Origin of the sequence: Pedobacter chitinilyticus (assembly GCF_003313385.1) — a bacterium.
Lineage (GTDB): Bacteria > Bacteroidota > Bacteroidia > Sphingobacteriales > Sphingobacteriaceae > Pedobacter > Pedobacter chitinilyticus.
The window spans coordinates 48,646-63,977 of the sequence record NZ_QMHN01000007.1; the positions used below are offsets into that span (position 1 = coordinate 48,646).

Below are 15,332 nucleotides of genomic sequence, written 5' to 3' on the forward strand. Positions count from 1 at the left end.
TAACGCAACTCACAACATTCAATGCTACTTATTCGCCACTAAGTCTTTTTGAACCAACTGCCTTAACCTACTCGCTAGTTCGTTCAGTTGCTCTTCGTCAATATTTTTTATGGGAATAATCAAATAGGTAGACATGGAGTCGACTGCCCCTTGCCTATCATTGCGTGTCTGCACAATTACGTCATCATTTTTGGTGCGCAACCAAAGCTCGCCGCTAGTGGTGTTGCCATAGTAATCCATAGATTTGAACCTGGATAGGTTAAAGGCAAAAAACTCTTCCTTGCCACTTACATAAACCTTCCTATATCTGCAAAAACCAGTGTTAGTAACGTTCAATTCATAGCGTTTTAGCGCTTCTGGTTGTCCATCTTTATTATAATATTTATTTAACCACTGGTGGATATACGCACGGGTATCCTCTGCAGCCGAAAAGCCAGAGAACAACAAAAAAGCGAGGCCAAACAAAAAGAAAACGGACTTTTTTAAGTCCAATGTAAACTTTTGCATGAGAGTTCCGTTTTAAAGTAGGTAAGTTAATTATTTTGATATTTTTGAGTTATGATTTTTTCTCCACAATCTAAAGTTTGGATCTACCAAAGCAACCGAAGATTTACCGATCAGGAAACAGCGGAAATACAAAATATTTTAAATGATTTTGTTGAGCAATGGACAGCACACGGTCATCAGCTAAAGGCAAGGGCCGAAGTATTTCACCATTATTTTATTGTACTTACGGTGGATCAGGAGGTAGCCAATGCTACGGGTTGTTCTATTGATTCTTCGGTGCGGGTAATTAAAGAGATTGAAAGCAAGTTTGGGCTAGATCTTTTCGACCGTTTTAATATGGCCTATAAGATAGGCGACGATGTTCATGTGGCGACCAAAGAGGATTTTGAAACCTTAATTAGCATTAAAAAGATTGGTTTGGAGACGATTGTGTTTAATAACTTGGTGCAAACCTTGGAAGATTTTGAGCAGAAATGGGAAGTGCCTTTGCAAGATAGTTGGCACAAAAATATTTTTGCGGAGCAGTTGAATGGTTAGTTAGGAACTAGGGGTTAGGAGCTAGTAGAATATGAGCAGAGACATTGCGATTTCGTCATCTCGGCCGCAGCGGAGAGATCTTTAAATCTTAAAAGCCATTAAACAGTTCCAAACCTCTCTCTAACTCTCTCCTTGAAAAGAAGAGAGGATTGGCAGTGCTTAATCATCATTACTGCAAAAATTCAAAGTTTGTACAAACCTTCCCAACCCCTTCTCTCTCCCTTTTAGGGAGAGATGCCCACAGGCAGAGAGGGTAATTTTAATAAAAACCTCTCTAACTACCTACTTTTAAAGCATATATAACTAGATTATGTTATTTTTAGAGATTTACTTCGTAGCTACTTCGCGGTCTCCACTACAGCCGAAATGACAGAGGAGTAGTGCCTGTGCTAATTGCTTACTAGCTCCTAACCACTAATCACTAGCGACTAATCAAAAAACAACTGCCATAAATATTTGTTATCTTGTAACAAATACTATTTATGAAGCGTTGGCTCAAAATATCCCTGAAAGTAATAGGTGGCCTGTTGCTCTTACTCGTTTTGATTTGGGTGGGTGCTGCCTACTATATCAATAAAAACAATAAAGCTATTCTTGCCAAAATACTTGACCAAGTTAATACTAAAGTAAATGGAAAGGTACAGGTGTCGCACATGGAAACCACGCTATTAAAAGGTTTTCCAGGTATTTCTGTATCGCTAAAAAATGTTTCATTGCAAGATAGTCTTTGGCATGTACATAAGCACGATCTTTTAAAAGCCAAGGATATCGATGTGACACTTAATGCCCTGTCTTTACTGGTTGGTACCATCAATATCCGCAAAGTGGCCATCAACAATGCCAACATCTATCTTTATACAGACTCGAATGGGTACAGCAATACGAGTATGTTTCGTACGAAGGATCAGAAAAAAGCAGCAGAGAATGATGATGGCTCTAGTTCTTTGCAAATACGAATCATCGACTTAAACAAGGTTGATTTGGTGATAGACAACCAAAAGCGTTTTAAGCTTTTTAGCTTTTTTGTGGATGAACTTAAAGGTAAAATCAAATATCCTGCTAACCGTTGGGATGGAGACTTTAAGCTGAAAACCCAAGTAAGAAGTTTTGCTTTTAATACCAGAAAGGGCAGTTTTTTGAAAAACAAAAGTCTTTCGGGAAATATGCGTGCGCACTATGATGATGAGGGCGAGGTGATTATTATTGATCAGAAGCCGCTCAAAATTGGTGAGGATATTTTCCATATTGGGGCTAATATTAACATTGCCGAAAACAAATCTGCTTTTTCTATTGCCATTAAGGCCGATAACATCTTGTTTCCTAATATTGCCAATTTGTTGGCGCCCAATATTTCTTCGAAGCTTTTAAAGTTTGGGATAGAAAAACCGATAGATGTTACGGGAAGTATTATTGATGATGGGGATAAATCACATAAAGATCCCTTAATTAATGTGAAGATGACGGTGAAGAATAATAAGGTTTCTATTCCCTCAGGCGATTTAACGGATTGTTCTTTTATTGGTTTTTTCTCTAACCGAGATACGACTAACAGACCTATTGGCGATGCGAATTCTATTATCCGCTTTTATGAATTGAAGGCCAATTATTACAACGCTCCTATTAAGATAGATACTTTTACGGTTTCTAATTTGGAAAAGCCTTTGGCGCAAGGTTTAGTGACTTCATCGTTTGAGCTACAAAAGTTGAACAGCTCTTTTGAGGAAGAAAGTTTTAAGTTTGAAAAGGGTACTGCTGATTTGCGATTGTTTTGCCAAGCAGATATTGACAATTTCCTATTTACCAAACCTGTAATACATGGGAAGGTACAAATTAAAAATGCAGATATTACGTATTTGCCACGTAACCTAAAGTTGATAAATAGTTCGCTTGATCTTAATTTCAACCAAAAGGATTTAAACATCACCAATAGTAGGTTTCAATTGGGGCGCAGTATTTTGAACATGAATTGTTCTATCGAAAATTTTCTCAATTTTTATTATACGGATCCTGAAAAGATAGAGGTCAATGTCAACTTAAGTAGTCCTCATTTGTACCTTACCGAGTTTATGCCTTTGTTAGGGCCCCGCAAAGCGAAGAAAAGGAAAGCATCAGCTAAAAATGCGATTAAAGAGGCTTCGGAGCAATTAAGTACCGCCTTGGAGATGTCGAAAATGCATCTTAAACTGAAAGTAAATCGTGCGGTGTACCAAAAGTTTGTGGCCAATCAGGTTAATGCTGATATTTCTTTAATTGGCAATGGGATCTATTTCAACAAAATTGGCATACAGCATGCTGGCGGACAGGTGAACGTAAACGGGAAGATAGAACAAATGGGTGCGGTAAACAAAGTAAAGTTTAATGCCAATATTGCAAAGGTCAGCGTAAAAGAGTTTTTTTATGCTTTTGATAATTTTGGGCAGCAGTCGGTAACCAACAAAAATTTAAAAGGCTTTCTTTCTGCTAATGTAAATGCTTCGGGTACGGTAACTGCTAAAGGTAATATGGTTCCTAAATCGATGTTTGGCAAGGTTAATTTTACTTTGGATAAAGCGGCGCTAGTAGGCTTTGAGCCTTTGGAAAATGTTGGCAGATTTATTTTCAGGAGCCGAAACCTCTCCAATGTGCAACTGGAGAAATTGAACGGTACGCTTACCTTGCGTGGCGATAAAGTAGATATTAGCCCTATGAAGGTAAACTCTACCGCACTTAATTTTGATGTGAAAGGGGTTTATGGTTTCAACAGCGGCACTAACATTGCGTTGGATATTCCGTTGAGGGACCCTAAAAAGAGCGCTGATATTGTGGACAAGGAGGAGCGTGAGCTTGCCCGCATGAAGGGTATTGTACTGCATTTGAAAGCGGTTGATGAGGGTGGCGAAATTAAAATTAGATGGAATAAGAAAAAGGATAGGGAAAAGTAGTGGGTTTGTGGAAGACTTACGAAGTTTACTTATTGTTGTTTTTTGAAACTTCATGAGCCTTCTTAAAAGGCCTGACGTGTGATATGGTGATTACATCAACCATGGGTTAATGTCGGTTCGTCATTTCGACCTTGTGGAGAAATCTTTTAAAGTAGAAGGGTAACACAATTTCATGACATTTATGAAGGTTAACTGATGGTGATAACACTAATCATAAGTTGAAATTATCTATTGAAAGCATTGATCCAAAGATCTCTCCATTACAGTCGAGATGACAGAGAGGAACGGTAATGCTAATAGCAGACTTACGAAGTTTAACTTCGATTAATTGTTGTTTTAAATGGTAAAGTTGAGGGCTTCGACGTTTAAAAACTTCGTAAGTCTGTTTTGTTTTCATATTAGCACGCAGTTACTCGTATTACCACCGCAGGTGTTAATTGTACCGACGCAGTTAGCTATTATACCGGCGCAGTTACCTATTTTACCAACGCAGGTGCCAATGGTACCGACGCAGTTAGCTATTGTACCGGCGCAGTTACCTATTTTACCAAAGCGGGTGCCAATGGTACCGACGCAGTTAGCTATTGTACCGGCGCAGTTACCTATTTTACCAAAGCGGGTGCCAATGGTACCGACGCAGTTAGCTATTGTACCGGCGCAGTTACCTATTTTATCAACGCAGGTGCCAATGGTACCGGCGCAGTTAGCTATTGTACCGGCGCAGTTACTTATTTTACCAACGCAGGTGCCAATGGTACCGATGCAGTTAGCTATTGTACCGGTGCAGTTACTTATTTTACCAAAGCAGGTGCCAATGGTACCGATGCAGTTAGCTATTTTACCGGCGCAGTTACTTATTTTATCAACGCAGGTGCCAATGGTACCTACGCAGTTAGCTATTTCACTATGGCAGTAGCCAATTTTTAGTTAAAAAGAAAACCAACAACGATTAATACTCAACCTTTTTAAATTCTATGCTGCTAATTTGCCTAAATTCTGGAGAAGTGGCACCGAATATGGATTTAACATAGGTTTTAACTGCCTGTGCAATCACAGTCAAACCATTGTTATCATTATACAGCAAATGATCTCTTTTTAACCTTGCTGTGCTCCAAAGGCTGTAAGTACCTATGACCGCCGAATTGGCTACTGTTAATCGTTGAAGAGTTGCTTCTAAAGCTGTTAATTTTAGTTCTGGTTCATTTGGTTGGAACAGTTGATGAGAAGCCACTAAGTTAACGAGCGTCCTAAAGTGTTCTATTTGATTATCTGCACTTTGTTGGGAGCTAGAAATGGTTTTAGCAGGTACAACATCTCCATCTTTAGAAGTATTGTCATTTGCTTTCTTCCGACTTGCTCTAATTCCTTGCAATTTACGATTGATCGATCTGGCATTTTCAATGACATTAATATCTACACCAGAAGCAGCCAACGCATTTACAATTCTTGTGCCCAAAGATTTAAGTCCAGCAAACACTTGCGCACGGGCATCTGTGGCGTTATCATTACTGATTTTTTGTTGACTACAATTGCTTATTTCTATTCTTGCTTCGGCCAATAGTGTTTGTAGATTGGTTAATTTAAGTTCTTCTCTTGATGGATTGTAAGCTTGACCATAACGAGTACAGAATTCGATTAGGTTTTCAAAGTTCGCCACGTTCTTGGCGTGTCCTTTGTCAGAATTAGATGCCATTTTTTTTGTTTTTAGGTAAAAGATTAGCGGTAGCTGAGGTTTGACCGCCTTTAACTATCGAGATAAATTTACATGGGTTATGGAGCGGAAAAAATAACTAGTAGTAGTTATTTTTATGATTAGGATAATTGCACAAGCTACAGGTTTAAATTGAGGTAGCTTATGGTTGAAGTATTATTGATTTCTGTTCATCATTTAGAGCACAGCCGAGACTGCAAAGCAGCTAAGATATATTTTAGGCATATATTGCAAAGTCCAAAGATCTCTCCATTACAGTCGAGATGACGAAATGGAACGGTGGTGTAACGGTTTGGGGCTTGGCGAAGGTGGGGGTTTAAGAAGCACAAATATTCAATTTAGTACTGTTGCCCCACTTTCGCTAAACCCTTGTTGTGTGCAGTTATTCGTCTTTTACTTTAATTATGTAGTGAACATAAGCATTTGAAGGTCTCGTTTCATTGTGAGGGTTTTGGGCAGTAGAAATAACTAAACCAGAAATGCTTTTGTATGGTGCAGCAGGATCATGAGTTATAGGTCCAACATTGTCATAATGCCTTCCGTCGTCATGATTTGCTTCTAAACCTTGATTAATGTAATGTTGGTGGTGTCCTACATCCGAAGTTTGAAAACTTCCCGTTTCATTTTTCTTGTCATCAGTTACTGCTATTCTCAATGAAACATCGGGATCTTTAAAACCATCTACTCTGTCCGCATTAACACCACGTAGAAAAACACCTCTCAAATCAGGTAGTGAAAATTTGACATCAGTTCCTATAATTTCATGTTTGCCCCATCTATTCCCCAACACACCCCATAGAATTGGATATTGAGATTTGTAAACACTATCCCCATCACAAATTTTCCAATTATTATTATTTAATGATACTGTTTCACCAGCATAGGGCATAATAGTGCCAATTGGTAGATTGTCTTTTGCCATGATATTTAAATTTATTTTGCCTACTCTTTCAAAATGCGGTTTTCGGCTTTCCCGTATGAACCTTGTTTGTTATTTCAGTTGCGGTCGTCCATAATTGTACACAACTATCAGACTTACGAAGTTTAACTTTAATGATTTATTGCTTTTAGTGGTGAGGTTGAGGGCTTCGCCGTTTGAAAACTTCGTAAGTCTGCATTCGTTAATTTTCTAAATTCCTAAAGCTGTTGCTTTGGCTTTAAGCAGCTGTCTGAATGATGGCATTGTAGTACTTAAACTGCCTCCTGGGTCTTGTTTGTCACCAAGTTTTCCTGCTTCTTTTCTCAATTCATCATGCCCTGCCACGTAGTCCAGATCAAATTCGGGGTTTTTAGTTTTGGCCCATAAAATGAAGTTGATGAGGGCTTTTTCTTGTGCTTCGGTATATTGTTGATACTTGCCCGCTACAATGTAGCCTTGTGCGGTGGTTACGTCGCGAAATGGCCCAACACTTGAACCTTTGCCCCAGCAGCAAATTTCCATGCCCGCAAAATGGTCTGATACATTGGTGATGCCTTTCCACTCGCTTACGCCTGAATGGTAGCCCCAAGTTTTAAATACATCAAAATTTTCGGGGATGTAAATGACACCATTTTCGTCCATTACCATACAACCGAAGCCTTGGCTTTCTAGATATTGGATCATACTTTTGGCTGTGGCAGCTGATCGGTTGCTCACTGTGTAGTGTACGGTTAAGCCCTTGAATTTTCCAGATGGTGTTTTGTAACTACCTCGATCTTTAAATTTACTGCCTTTAACGGTGACAAAGATGGGTTCGGTAATGCCTGAAAGTGATTCTTCTGTTTTAGAAATTTCTTTTGGAATGATAAGATTGTCTGGAATTGCTTCAACCTTAAACTCGAAATTTTCTGCGGCAGCTTCTGATTTTGGGCCCCATTTACCATCTACGGTAAGCGTAGCTCCTTTTTGGTTCATGGACGCTTGGGCTTTTTTTACTAATGTTTCGATTTTCATGGTACTTTTATTTATTTGGTTAACTAATAAGAATAATTATACAAAGTGTTAATAGTATATTTGAGTACGCCAGTTTTTCTATAACTCTAAAATCTTGCAACATAATTTCTAGCATTTGAAATTGCTTCTGGTAGTTGGTAACCAACCCCTACTTTGCTTTTAGAAAATTTATAGCCTTCCATAAGACAACTTACTCTTTGTGCTGGTGTCCCATGATGTCTTGGGTCATTAAAAGCGTAATCTCCTATAGCATAAAATGAATTCGCTACCTCGTTTACATACTGTTCGCCAATTATCATACTTTTCAGATGTAAGTAGCATCCAGCTAAAAAATCAGCAAATAGCTCGTTTCGGTACGAATGCGTGTTATATACTTTATATTTAGCATCAACACAATGCGCAAATTCGTGTGCCATAATTATGGCTATACTAACTCCACTATTTGTGGGCGAGTTGGCAAATTCTTTTTTAATCCAATTAAGACCTATTGCGACTTGACCATCTGGATATTGATTGTTAGAAATTTGAGGCGTAAAGTATGCATTTGGTGAATTGCCATCGTCATAAAAATATATATCGGGTATTACTCCAAATCGTTGGACTAAATTGTTGTACTCTCCGTAGTGCCAATAATCAAGCTGTTGGTTACCTGACGATTTAAATAATTGACCCAAACCTCCAAAATTAGAGGCAAAACAATAGCCCCCAGTTTCTTGCACTACATTCTTTTCCTTTTTACATCCCAATAATAGCACTACAGCTATGCAGGCAAAAAATATGTCCATTTTTCTCATACGTAGTTTATTTTCCATTTTTAAATCAATTATTGTTAATATTCAGTTATTGCAAAGGCGAATCGAGTATTCTTCGGGAACGAGCTAGAATGCTTGTAGGTACTATGCTTCTTTATTGAATAAATCAGCTTACTCTATTATAATTGGGGGAACAGAAGCGTTTCTCTATTTGATCGTATACACCAAATGTAAACAGCTCACTAACAAGAAAGAATACCTAGTACTAGGTATTTTACAGCTACATCCAACCTTCTCTGATGGTTTTGTTTAACAGTTCCATTGGTGTTTTTACCTTAGCCTTTGCCAATATGTTTTTTCGGTGGCAGTTTACGGTATGGATGCTGATGAAAAGTTGATCGGCAATTTGTTTACTGCTTTTGCCTTCGGTAATGCACTTGAGTATATCCCATTCTCTTTTGGTGAAAAGGTCGTTAGATTTTGTAAAAACCTGTACTTGTTGAATGTTGCAATAGGAAGGCTCACCATCAATACCGATAATGGAAAAAGTGGGTATGCCGTCTGGCTTTAGATGGGTAATATCGGTATGGATATGGAAACTGTGACAAAGGTTATCTGCATCATTTAGAAGCACATACTGGATGAGTATACGTGCATATTCTTCGTCTCGTTTTTTCAATCTCAAATCGTACTGCACTTTATAATGATCTATTTTATCAAAAGGGATATGGCTAAAGAACTGAGCAGCATGATTTTCGAAAGAGAGGAAATAAGCTTGATCTGCAGGATGCATATGATCCATGAATAACTGCATATTCACTTTTTCGAGCGGGTAGCCTAGGATATCAGTTATTTCTGGACTTATTTCTGCCATCTGTCCTTGATAAAGATCGAAAAGCAACAGGTAGTAAGGGTTGGGTTGAAAGATACTGAACAGTCGCTTGTGTGTTTCAAGGTATAAGGGCAGTTCAATTGTTTTTATCGCATTTGTTTGATGGACTAGTGCTCGCCAATTTTTTTGGACGGCAAGGTAGTCCTGTTGGTTTTTTGCATTCATGGTAGTGATGTTTTCGCATCAAGCAATATACCAATTCAAAACAAACACAACAAATTGAAAAACAAATACTTAATACACAAATTAAGAGTAAAAACGAAAGAAGTTTTATCTTATAACTTAGTGATTTACAAATTCTTTCTTATCGCTTCCAATACCGATAAGTAATCGGTGCTTTTTGGTTTAGCATTAGCTGTATTTTGTGGTGTATTTTCTGAATTTTTAGCCAGCAGCAAATTTATTTTAGCCAAAGCTTCGCAATACTCTTGCAAATTTGCATCACATGCTTTTTTACTCCAATATTTAGCTTTCTCATAATTTGTAGGAATCTTGCCGCTGTTGTTGTTATAATCGGCAACGTGCTTAATGCCTTCCATGTGCCCTTTTTCGGCAGCTTTTAAGAAATAGCTATAGGCCAAACCGTAATTGGGCTTGCCGTTGATTCCCTGTACCTTGGCGTCATATTCTATACAGTGCCCCATTAAATGGTTAGCTTCACTTATTTCGCTGAAATTCTGGCCCAGCTTACTAAGGTAGTTATAGGCTTTTACAAAGTCCTTATCTGTGCCGTTGCCATAAAAATAATTATAGGCGCTATTAAAAATGCCCATTTCAAAACCTATTGAAGCAGATAGTTCGAAATAATGTAGCGCAATTTTGTAATCTTTTAAACTCCAGTAACAGTAGCCAAAGTCATTGAACTGACTGGCATTAAGTTTGGTTTCATACTTTTTGTAGAGCACAATAGCATTTTTATAACCTTCTTCGGTTCCTTGGTTGGCAAGATCGACCGCTTGTTTTAACTCCACGTCGGATTGGGCAAAGGAAATATTTGCCGAAAAAAACAGTATTGAAACTACGAAAGCCACTGTTTTTATGATGATAGGGATATTGCTTCTCATCGTTTTATGATTTATTTGGTTTCAAATTCCTTAAAATATGGCAAATCAGCATTCGGGATCATAGGCTTATACCATTTATAAAAGCTTCTGAGCATTCGTTTAGACATTTCCAGATCGTCTTTATCACTTTTTCGAGATAAAATCTGGGCAATTTTCACGTAGGCCAACAATCTATAATTAAAATAACCCTGTCCGTTATTGGTAGAAAATGTGGGCGCTCTCCCAATGTCTTTTGTATCATAATTAATAGCATCGGTAAAATATTTAAGTGCTTTCCTGTCATTTGCTTTTATGCTTGCGGTTCCATTCAGGTAAATCATACCCAAATAATATAGCGCCGCTTTTTCAGGATATTTTGTTTCTGCCTTTTTTTCTAGCGCTTCGAAAGCAGTTTTGCTATCTGCCGAAATGCCATATTGGGTATACAAACCAGTTGCTTGAAGGTAATTCACTACAGTTGGTGCAATTCCCCATGTGATTTTTGTTAACTTTTTAACTCCATCACTGATATTATCATCATTGCATTCCATGGATTCGCTAGGGAAATCACTGCAAAAGATCTGTGATAGTGCAAACAATAAGTTATGGCTATAGGTAAAACTGTTTTTTTCCTTTTTTAAATCATTAATGATATAAAAGTATTCTTTTCTTTTGCCCTGTAAGGCCAAGCTACTCAGGTAATCATCTAGCATTGATGCTTTTTGATTTTTATCGCTTCCACCGTTTTGTATGGCCAAGGCATAATAATTCTCAGCCTTATCATACTCACTATTAGCAAAAGCTTTCTCGGCCACTTTTCTTTGCGCACTAAAGTCTCCATTTTCAGCATCGACAAGCGCTTTTGAATTTGCCATTTCTTCCTCTAGTGCTTTCTGTTTTGCCGCAATGGCCTTTTGCTGTTCCTCTAATCGCTTTTTTTCTTTGTTAGCTTGTATAGAGGCAACTAGGCCAGTAATACCATCGGCAAGTTGGGTCATCCCTTGCTGCAATTGCTGCTGCTTTTGCAATGCTTGCTGTTGTTTTAATAAGGCCTGTTGCTGTGCTTGCTGCTGTGCAATTTGTTGTTGTTGATAGTTATTATTTGAAGTACTACTACTCGCTTTGGCCTTTTGTGCTTCGGCAAGCCAGGCCTTGGCATTGTTTCGTTGGGCATCGTTTACCGCTACAGAAATGGCAGAATTCCATAATGATATCGCTTGATCATAATTGCCTGCTTGTCCTGCTGCTGTGGCCCTTTTGTAATAATCTTGGAAACTTGCATTGTTTCTGTCAAAAGTAGGATCGTAAGAGGTGTTGGAAGAACTATTGTTTGTATTTGCTTGACTGTTGTTAGCATTAGGCTTATTACTGTTGCAGTTTGCATCACAAACCTGCCTATTGCCATCACAAGTATAACTTGGCGCAGTCCAGTCGTCTCTTCCATTATTTTCTAAATATTTAGTAACATAAGAGAGAATAAAATTGGTAGCATTGGGTATAGGTTTGGTATTGTAATACATGGAAACATGGGTGTATTCTTGTCCTGGAGAGAGATCGAACCTGCCATCGGCGGTATAATTTTCGCCACTGGCAAAGCGTAGGTCGAGGCTAAAATGCATTACTTTAGTTCCTCTATTTTTCAATCTAAAGTTGTAGGCATACTTATTTACAGAACTTACCCATCCTAAACATTTAAATGAGAAATAAAGATTTGGGAAGCATGGAGCTGCTTTACTCCAAGGCCCCCAATTGGTGGCTCCTTCTCCATTTTTTTGCCCAAACAACAACATGGTTTGTAATAAAATTGCCGAAAGTAGTAATGTCTTTTTCATCATCGTTTGTTTTAGTGGTTGTAGACATTACAGCCAACAACCTAATTAGCAGATTTTATGATGTTTGAAAGTAGCATAGCTGCTGATTAAAGTTTCAATACAATAATCTGAACTACAGGTTAAAATGGCTCATCACTCATCAGGATAATCCAAGTGGGCATTTTCAGCACCATAGACCCTGCAAATCCACCAAAGTTCTGTTCTGCATATTCATACATAATGGCAGTTCTGCCCCTTGTTGCATTTGCAAAATATTCATCGGCTATGGCAATTTCCCTATATCTAGCTACTGCACTTACGCTATTCTTTTCGGTTGTATTAAAAAAAGCGATTTTGCCATAATACGGCTTAGAATATTTAGGTGATTTTATGGTTATATCGTAATTTATGAATTGCTTTTTCTTAAAAGCTTTTAGGGTATAATTTACATCTGTGAAGTGTTTTAACCAATTTCCTCCACCTATTTCACTATTAGCCTCTAAACCAAGATCAGACAAATTGAATGCATCATTTTGTTTAAACTCGACATTCTTCTCTGTAAAAAGAATTTTGACATCACTTGCTATTTTATTTTTATTAATGGGCACTTTGATCATACCTGCGCATGAAAAGAGAAACAAAAAGAAAAATAATAGTTTAAAAGTTGTGATAAAAGTTGTTTTCATAGTTTTATAATTTTAAAATACTTATTTGAATAAAAATTATTAGCATAATAAATTCTAGATTTTTTAGGGTTAATGTCTTGCCTAGTGTAAAGTAGAATTTTACCGCTTTTTGTATAAGAACACCGTGGACCTTCTGCAATAGCGCCTGCTGCATTTCTACTGTCTGAGCTAGCCCCTTTATTACGTTCATTTACATCACCATCATCATCTCTATGATTGTTTTTACCTTTTCTATTTCTATCGGCAATACCTCCGCCACTTTTCCGCTCATCGGCATCGCCATCTCTATATCTTTCATTACTATCTCCGTCCCCGTTTCTATTACTAATACTACTGTCGAATAGCCTTGTTATACAGCTACTTCCAATAACATATATTTTATTTTCGGAAATTAACAAGGGTCTTTTCATACTGTCTGCCAGTTTAAATAAAGAAGCCTCATCTTTATAAGCACCAACAAAAGAAAACGAATTGTCCTGTCCGTAAGCAGCAATAGCTACTTGAAAAAAAATGATTAATATATACCTCAATTTCATAGATTTAGTTCAATATCAATATCAAAACTACATCCTCTCCTAACGCTTTCATATACCTAGCACTCGGTATATTTTAAGAACCATTTTAATGTTATCTTTAGGTTACAAAACCAAATGACGCCCCCTTATGAAAAGACCCCTACTTTTGGGCTTCCTTGTTCTCTTCACTTTTTTGGGATTTGCCCAAAATGGCCGACCTATTTTAATTGATAGTTCAAGTGCTTATGATATTAGGAACCATGGCTATTTTTATGAAGACAAGGGTTTAAAAGCGACGATAGATAGCTTGGTACAGCTAAAAGAGAAGGGGAAACTTACCGAACTTACTCCCTATCGAACTTTTAACAAGGGCTTTAGCCAAAGTTATTGGTGGATTGTTTTTGATGTGCAGAATACCTTAAATGAACCTGTAAACTTATTTTTTAACGAGCGCAGCAATAGTGTTAACAGGTTGCAATTGTTTAAGGTAGATAGTACTGGCAAGATCACGCCTATGGCACTTACTGGCGATCATTTCAAATTTCATAGCCGACCTGTAAATTATCATAACTATTTATATCCTATTAAATTAAAGGCCCACGAAAAAGCTTCTTATTTTTTATGGGCCGATAAAAGAGGCCAAAACATGACCATGCCGCTTGGGTTGGCTAAAGATGTAGACTTGGTTCATGGAGAAATTCCTTTTTATACCATGTTCGGCATTTTTGTAGGCATTTATCTATTTGCCATTATTTTCAATCTTTTTCTATTCGTCTCGCTACGCGATGTGATACATATTTACTATGCATTGTATGTGATTTGCGTGCTTCTTTTTAATTTGGAAGATGAGGGCTTGGGTTTTCAATGGATTTATCCCAATGTACCTTACCTGCAAGATTATTTGCGTAGCATTATTGCCTTCATCAGTTCGGCACTACTGGTACAAATCATGTTGCTTTTCATTAACCAAAACAGCAGTAATAGCAGGTTTTATCATTTGATTAATGGCTACAAATACTTTTGTTATGCCCTCACACTACTGCCTTTATATTTATTATTCGTTAACAGTAACATGGTACTGGAGAAAGTCAATTTCTTCGCTTCAAATTTGTTAGCTCTTTTAACGGTCATCATTTTAATTTTAAACACTACAGAGCGTATTCTTAAGGGCTACAAATTGGCCTGGTATTACCTCATTACCATGCTGATATTGCTTTTGGGTATTTTAAACTACGTATTTAACAGTTTGGGCATTACTAGCTTTTATATATTTAATACCACAGGTTTAGTGGTTGGTTTAACGGTGGAAATCATCTTCCTTTCGTTTGCCCTTACGCAGCGCTACAATTTTTTAAAGAAGGAGACCAAAATACTACAGCAGCAGAAAACAAAATTGGAAATTGCCTTAGTTGATGATGTTTTTGAAGCACAGGAAAATGAGAGAAGGAGATTGGCTCAGGATTTACACGATGATTTGGGAGGAACCTTATCTGCCATTAAACTCAATGTAACGGCTTTCAAATCCAACATTGTGCAACTGCCTGCCGAAAATCATGCTTTTTATCAGCAAACCATTAATATGATAGAAAGCGCCTGTGAGAACTTGAGGGAAATTTCCCATAATTTAATGCCTAAAAACTTGGAGAAAAATGGTTTGATCAATACGCTTACTGAACAGCTTGCAGAGTTGAACCAAACAGGTGATATTACCTTTGAGTTTGTGCATGACATTGAGCAAGCTATTTCACCCGACATTGAATTGACCATTTACCGCATTGCAAAAGAACTCATCAACAATGTGATTAAGCATGCGGTAGCCACTAAAGCATCCTTACAAATTATTTCTTCGGAGGAGCAGATTGTGATGATGTGTGAAGATAATGGCCTTGGCTTTAATACTAATACAAGCAATGACGGTATTGGACTTGCCAACATTAAATTGAGGGTAAACCATTTAAAAGGGGTATTTAGTTTGGAAAGCAATGAAATGGGAACCAGTATCAGCATATTTATTCCTCGCTAGA

14 protein-coding genes are annotated in these 15,332 nt (G+C 37.6%); 4 read left to right on the forward strand and 10 right to left on the reverse strand.

Features of this window, described 5'->3' with window-relative positions; all coding sequences use genetic code 11:
- Positions 1–24 precede the first annotated feature (24 nt).
- On the reverse strand, positions 25–507 hold the full coding sequence (locus DUT70_RS18550; RefSeq protein ID WP_113648871.1) for a hypothetical protein: 483 nt from the start codon (positions 505–507) through the stop codon (positions 25–27).
- Between the two features lie 51 nt (positions 508–558).
- Between DUT70_RS18550 and DUT70_RS18555 the strand changes: the two genes are divergently transcribed.
- The 3 genes from DUT70_RS18555 (at position 559) to DUT70_RS18565 (ending at position 4,881) form a co-directional block, all read left to right on the forward strand.
- On the forward strand, positions 559–1,044 hold the full coding sequence (locus DUT70_RS18555; RefSeq protein WP_113648872.1) for an ABC transporter ATPase: 486 nt from the start codon (positions 559–561) through the stop codon (positions 1,042–1,044).
- Between the two features lie 482 nt (positions 1,045–1,526).
- The gene (locus DUT70_RS18560) at positions 1,527–3,965 is read left to right on the forward strand and encodes an AsmA family protein (protein WP_113648873.1); all 2,439 of its coding nucleotides are present in this window, start codon (positions 1,527–1,529) and stop codon (positions 3,963–3,965) included.
- A 340-nt stretch (positions 3,966–4,305) separates the two neighbouring features.
- Positions 4,306–4,881: a ribosomal eL19 family protein gene (locus DUT70_RS18565; protein ID WP_113648874.1), complete on the forward strand. Its 576-nt coding sequence runs from the start codon at positions 4,306–4,308 to the stop codon at positions 4,879–4,881.
- 33 nt (positions 4,882–4,914) lie between these two features.
- On the opposite strand, the gene DUT70_RS18570 is transcribed toward DUT70_RS18565, so the two are convergent.
- The 9 genes from DUT70_RS18570 to DUT70_RS18610 form a co-directional block, all read right to left on the reverse strand.
- Positions 4,915–5,658, reverse strand: a complete 744-nt coding sequence (locus tag DUT70_RS18570; RefSeq protein WP_113648875.1) for a hypothetical protein — start codon at positions 5,656–5,658, stop codon at positions 4,915–4,917.
- Positions 5,659–6,058: 400 nt separating this feature from the next.
- Positions 6,059–6,598 (reverse strand): phage tail protein, encoded by a 540-nt coding sequence (locus tag DUT70_RS18575; RefSeq protein ID WP_113648876.1) that lies wholly within the window; start codon positions 6,596–6,598, stop codon positions 6,059–6,061.
- A gap of 207 nt (positions 6,599–6,805) precedes the next feature.
- Positions 6,806–7,609, reverse strand: a complete 804-nt coding sequence (locus DUT70_RS18580) for an N-acetylmuramoyl-L-alanine amidase (RefSeq protein ID WP_113648877.1) — start codon at positions 7,607–7,609, stop codon at positions 6,806–6,808.
- 86 nt (positions 7,610–7,695) lie between these two features.
- Positions 7,696–8,421 (reverse strand): neutral zinc metallopeptidase, encoded by a 726-nt coding sequence (locus DUT70_RS18585; RefSeq protein ID WP_205529837.1) that lies wholly within the window; start codon positions 8,419–8,421, stop codon positions 7,696–7,698.
- Between the two features lie 220 nt (positions 8,422–8,641).
- Positions 8,642–9,418: a LuxR C-terminal-related transcriptional regulator gene (locus DUT70_RS18590; protein ID WP_205529838.1), complete on the reverse strand. Its 777-nt coding sequence runs from the start codon at positions 9,416–9,418 to the stop codon at positions 8,642–8,644.
- 125 nt (positions 9,419–9,543) lie between these two features.
- Positions 9,544–10,317, reverse strand: coding sequence for a tetratricopeptide repeat protein (locus tag DUT70_RS18595; protein WP_113648878.1), 774 nt, complete (start codon positions 10,315–10,317; stop codon positions 9,544–9,546).
- An 11-nt stretch (positions 10,318–10,328) separates the two neighbouring features.
- Positions 10,329–12,128: an SEL1-like repeat protein gene (locus tag DUT70_RS18600; RefSeq protein WP_128353396.1), complete on the reverse strand. Its 1,800-nt coding sequence runs from the start codon at positions 12,126–12,128 to the stop codon at positions 10,329–10,331.
- Positions 12,129–12,247: 119 nt separating this feature from the next.
- Entirely contained in the window at positions 12,248–12,793 is a 546-nt protein-coding gene (locus tag DUT70_RS18605; RefSeq protein WP_113648880.1) for a hypothetical protein, read from the reverse strand.
- Positions 12,790–13,323 carry a hypothetical protein gene (locus DUT70_RS18610; RefSeq protein WP_128353397.1) on the reverse strand — a complete coding sequence of 178 codons (534 nt, stop codon included), beginning with the start codon at positions 13,321–13,323 and terminating at the stop codon, positions 12,790–12,792. The genes DUT70_RS18605 and DUT70_RS18610 overlap by 4 nt, the downstream gene beginning before the upstream one ends.
- A gap of 133 nt (positions 13,324–13,456) precedes the next feature.
- Between DUT70_RS18610 and DUT70_RS18615 the strand changes: the two genes are divergently transcribed.
- Positions 13,457–15,331 (forward strand): sensor histidine kinase, encoded by a 1,875-nt coding sequence (locus DUT70_RS18615; RefSeq protein WP_113648882.1) that lies wholly within the window; start codon positions 13,457–13,459, stop codon positions 15,329–15,331.
- Position 15,332: the final 1 nt, after the last annotated feature.

Coding starts and splice junctions, on each gene's coding strand:
- DUT70_RS18550 (WP_113648871.1), bottom strand. CDS start 507: ATGCAAAAGTTTACATTGGACTTAAAAAAGTCCGTTTTCTTTTTGTTT.
- DUT70_RS18555 (WP_113648872.1), top strand. CDS start 559: ATGATTTTTTCTCCACAATCTAAAGTTTGGATCTACCAAAGCAACCGA.
- DUT70_RS18560 (WP_113648873.1), top strand. CDS start 1,527: ATGAAGCGTTGGCTCAAAATATCCCTGAAAGTAATAGGTGGCCTGTTG.
- DUT70_RS18565 (WP_113648874.1), top strand. CDS start 4,306: ATGGTAAAGTTGAGGGCTTCGACGTTTAAAAACTTCGTAAGTCTGTTT.
- DUT70_RS18570 (WP_113648875.1), bottom strand. CDS start 5,658: ATGGCATCTAATTCTGACAAAGGACACGCCAAGAACGTGGCGAACTTT.
- DUT70_RS18575 (WP_113648876.1), bottom strand. CDS start 6,598: ATGGCAAAAGACAATCTACCAATTGGCACTATTATGCCCTATGCTGGT.
- DUT70_RS18580 (WP_113648877.1), bottom strand. CDS start 7,609: ATGAAAATCGAAACATTAGTAAAAAAAGCCCAAGCGTCCATGAACCAA.
- DUT70_RS18585 (WP_205529837.1), bottom strand. CDS start 8,421: ATGGAAAATAAACTACGTATGAGAAAAATGGACATATTTTTTGCCTGC.
- DUT70_RS18590 (WP_205529838.1), bottom strand. CDS start 9,418: ATGAATGCAAAAAACCAACAGGACTACCTTGCCGTCCAAAAAAATTGG.
- DUT70_RS18595 (WP_113648878.1), bottom strand. CDS start 10,317: ATGAGAAGCAATATCCCTATCATCATAAAAACAGTGGCTTTCGTAGTT.
- DUT70_RS18600 (WP_128353396.1), bottom strand. CDS start 12,128: ATGAAAAAGACATTACTACTTTCGGCAATTTTATTACAAACCATGTTG.
- DUT70_RS18605 (WP_113648880.1), bottom strand. CDS start 12,793: ATGAAAACAACTTTTATCACAACTTTTAAACTATTATTTTTCTTTTTG.
- DUT70_RS18615 (WP_113648882.1), top strand. CDS start 13,457: ATGAAAAGACCCCTACTTTTGGGCTTCCTTGTTCTCTTCACTTTTTTG.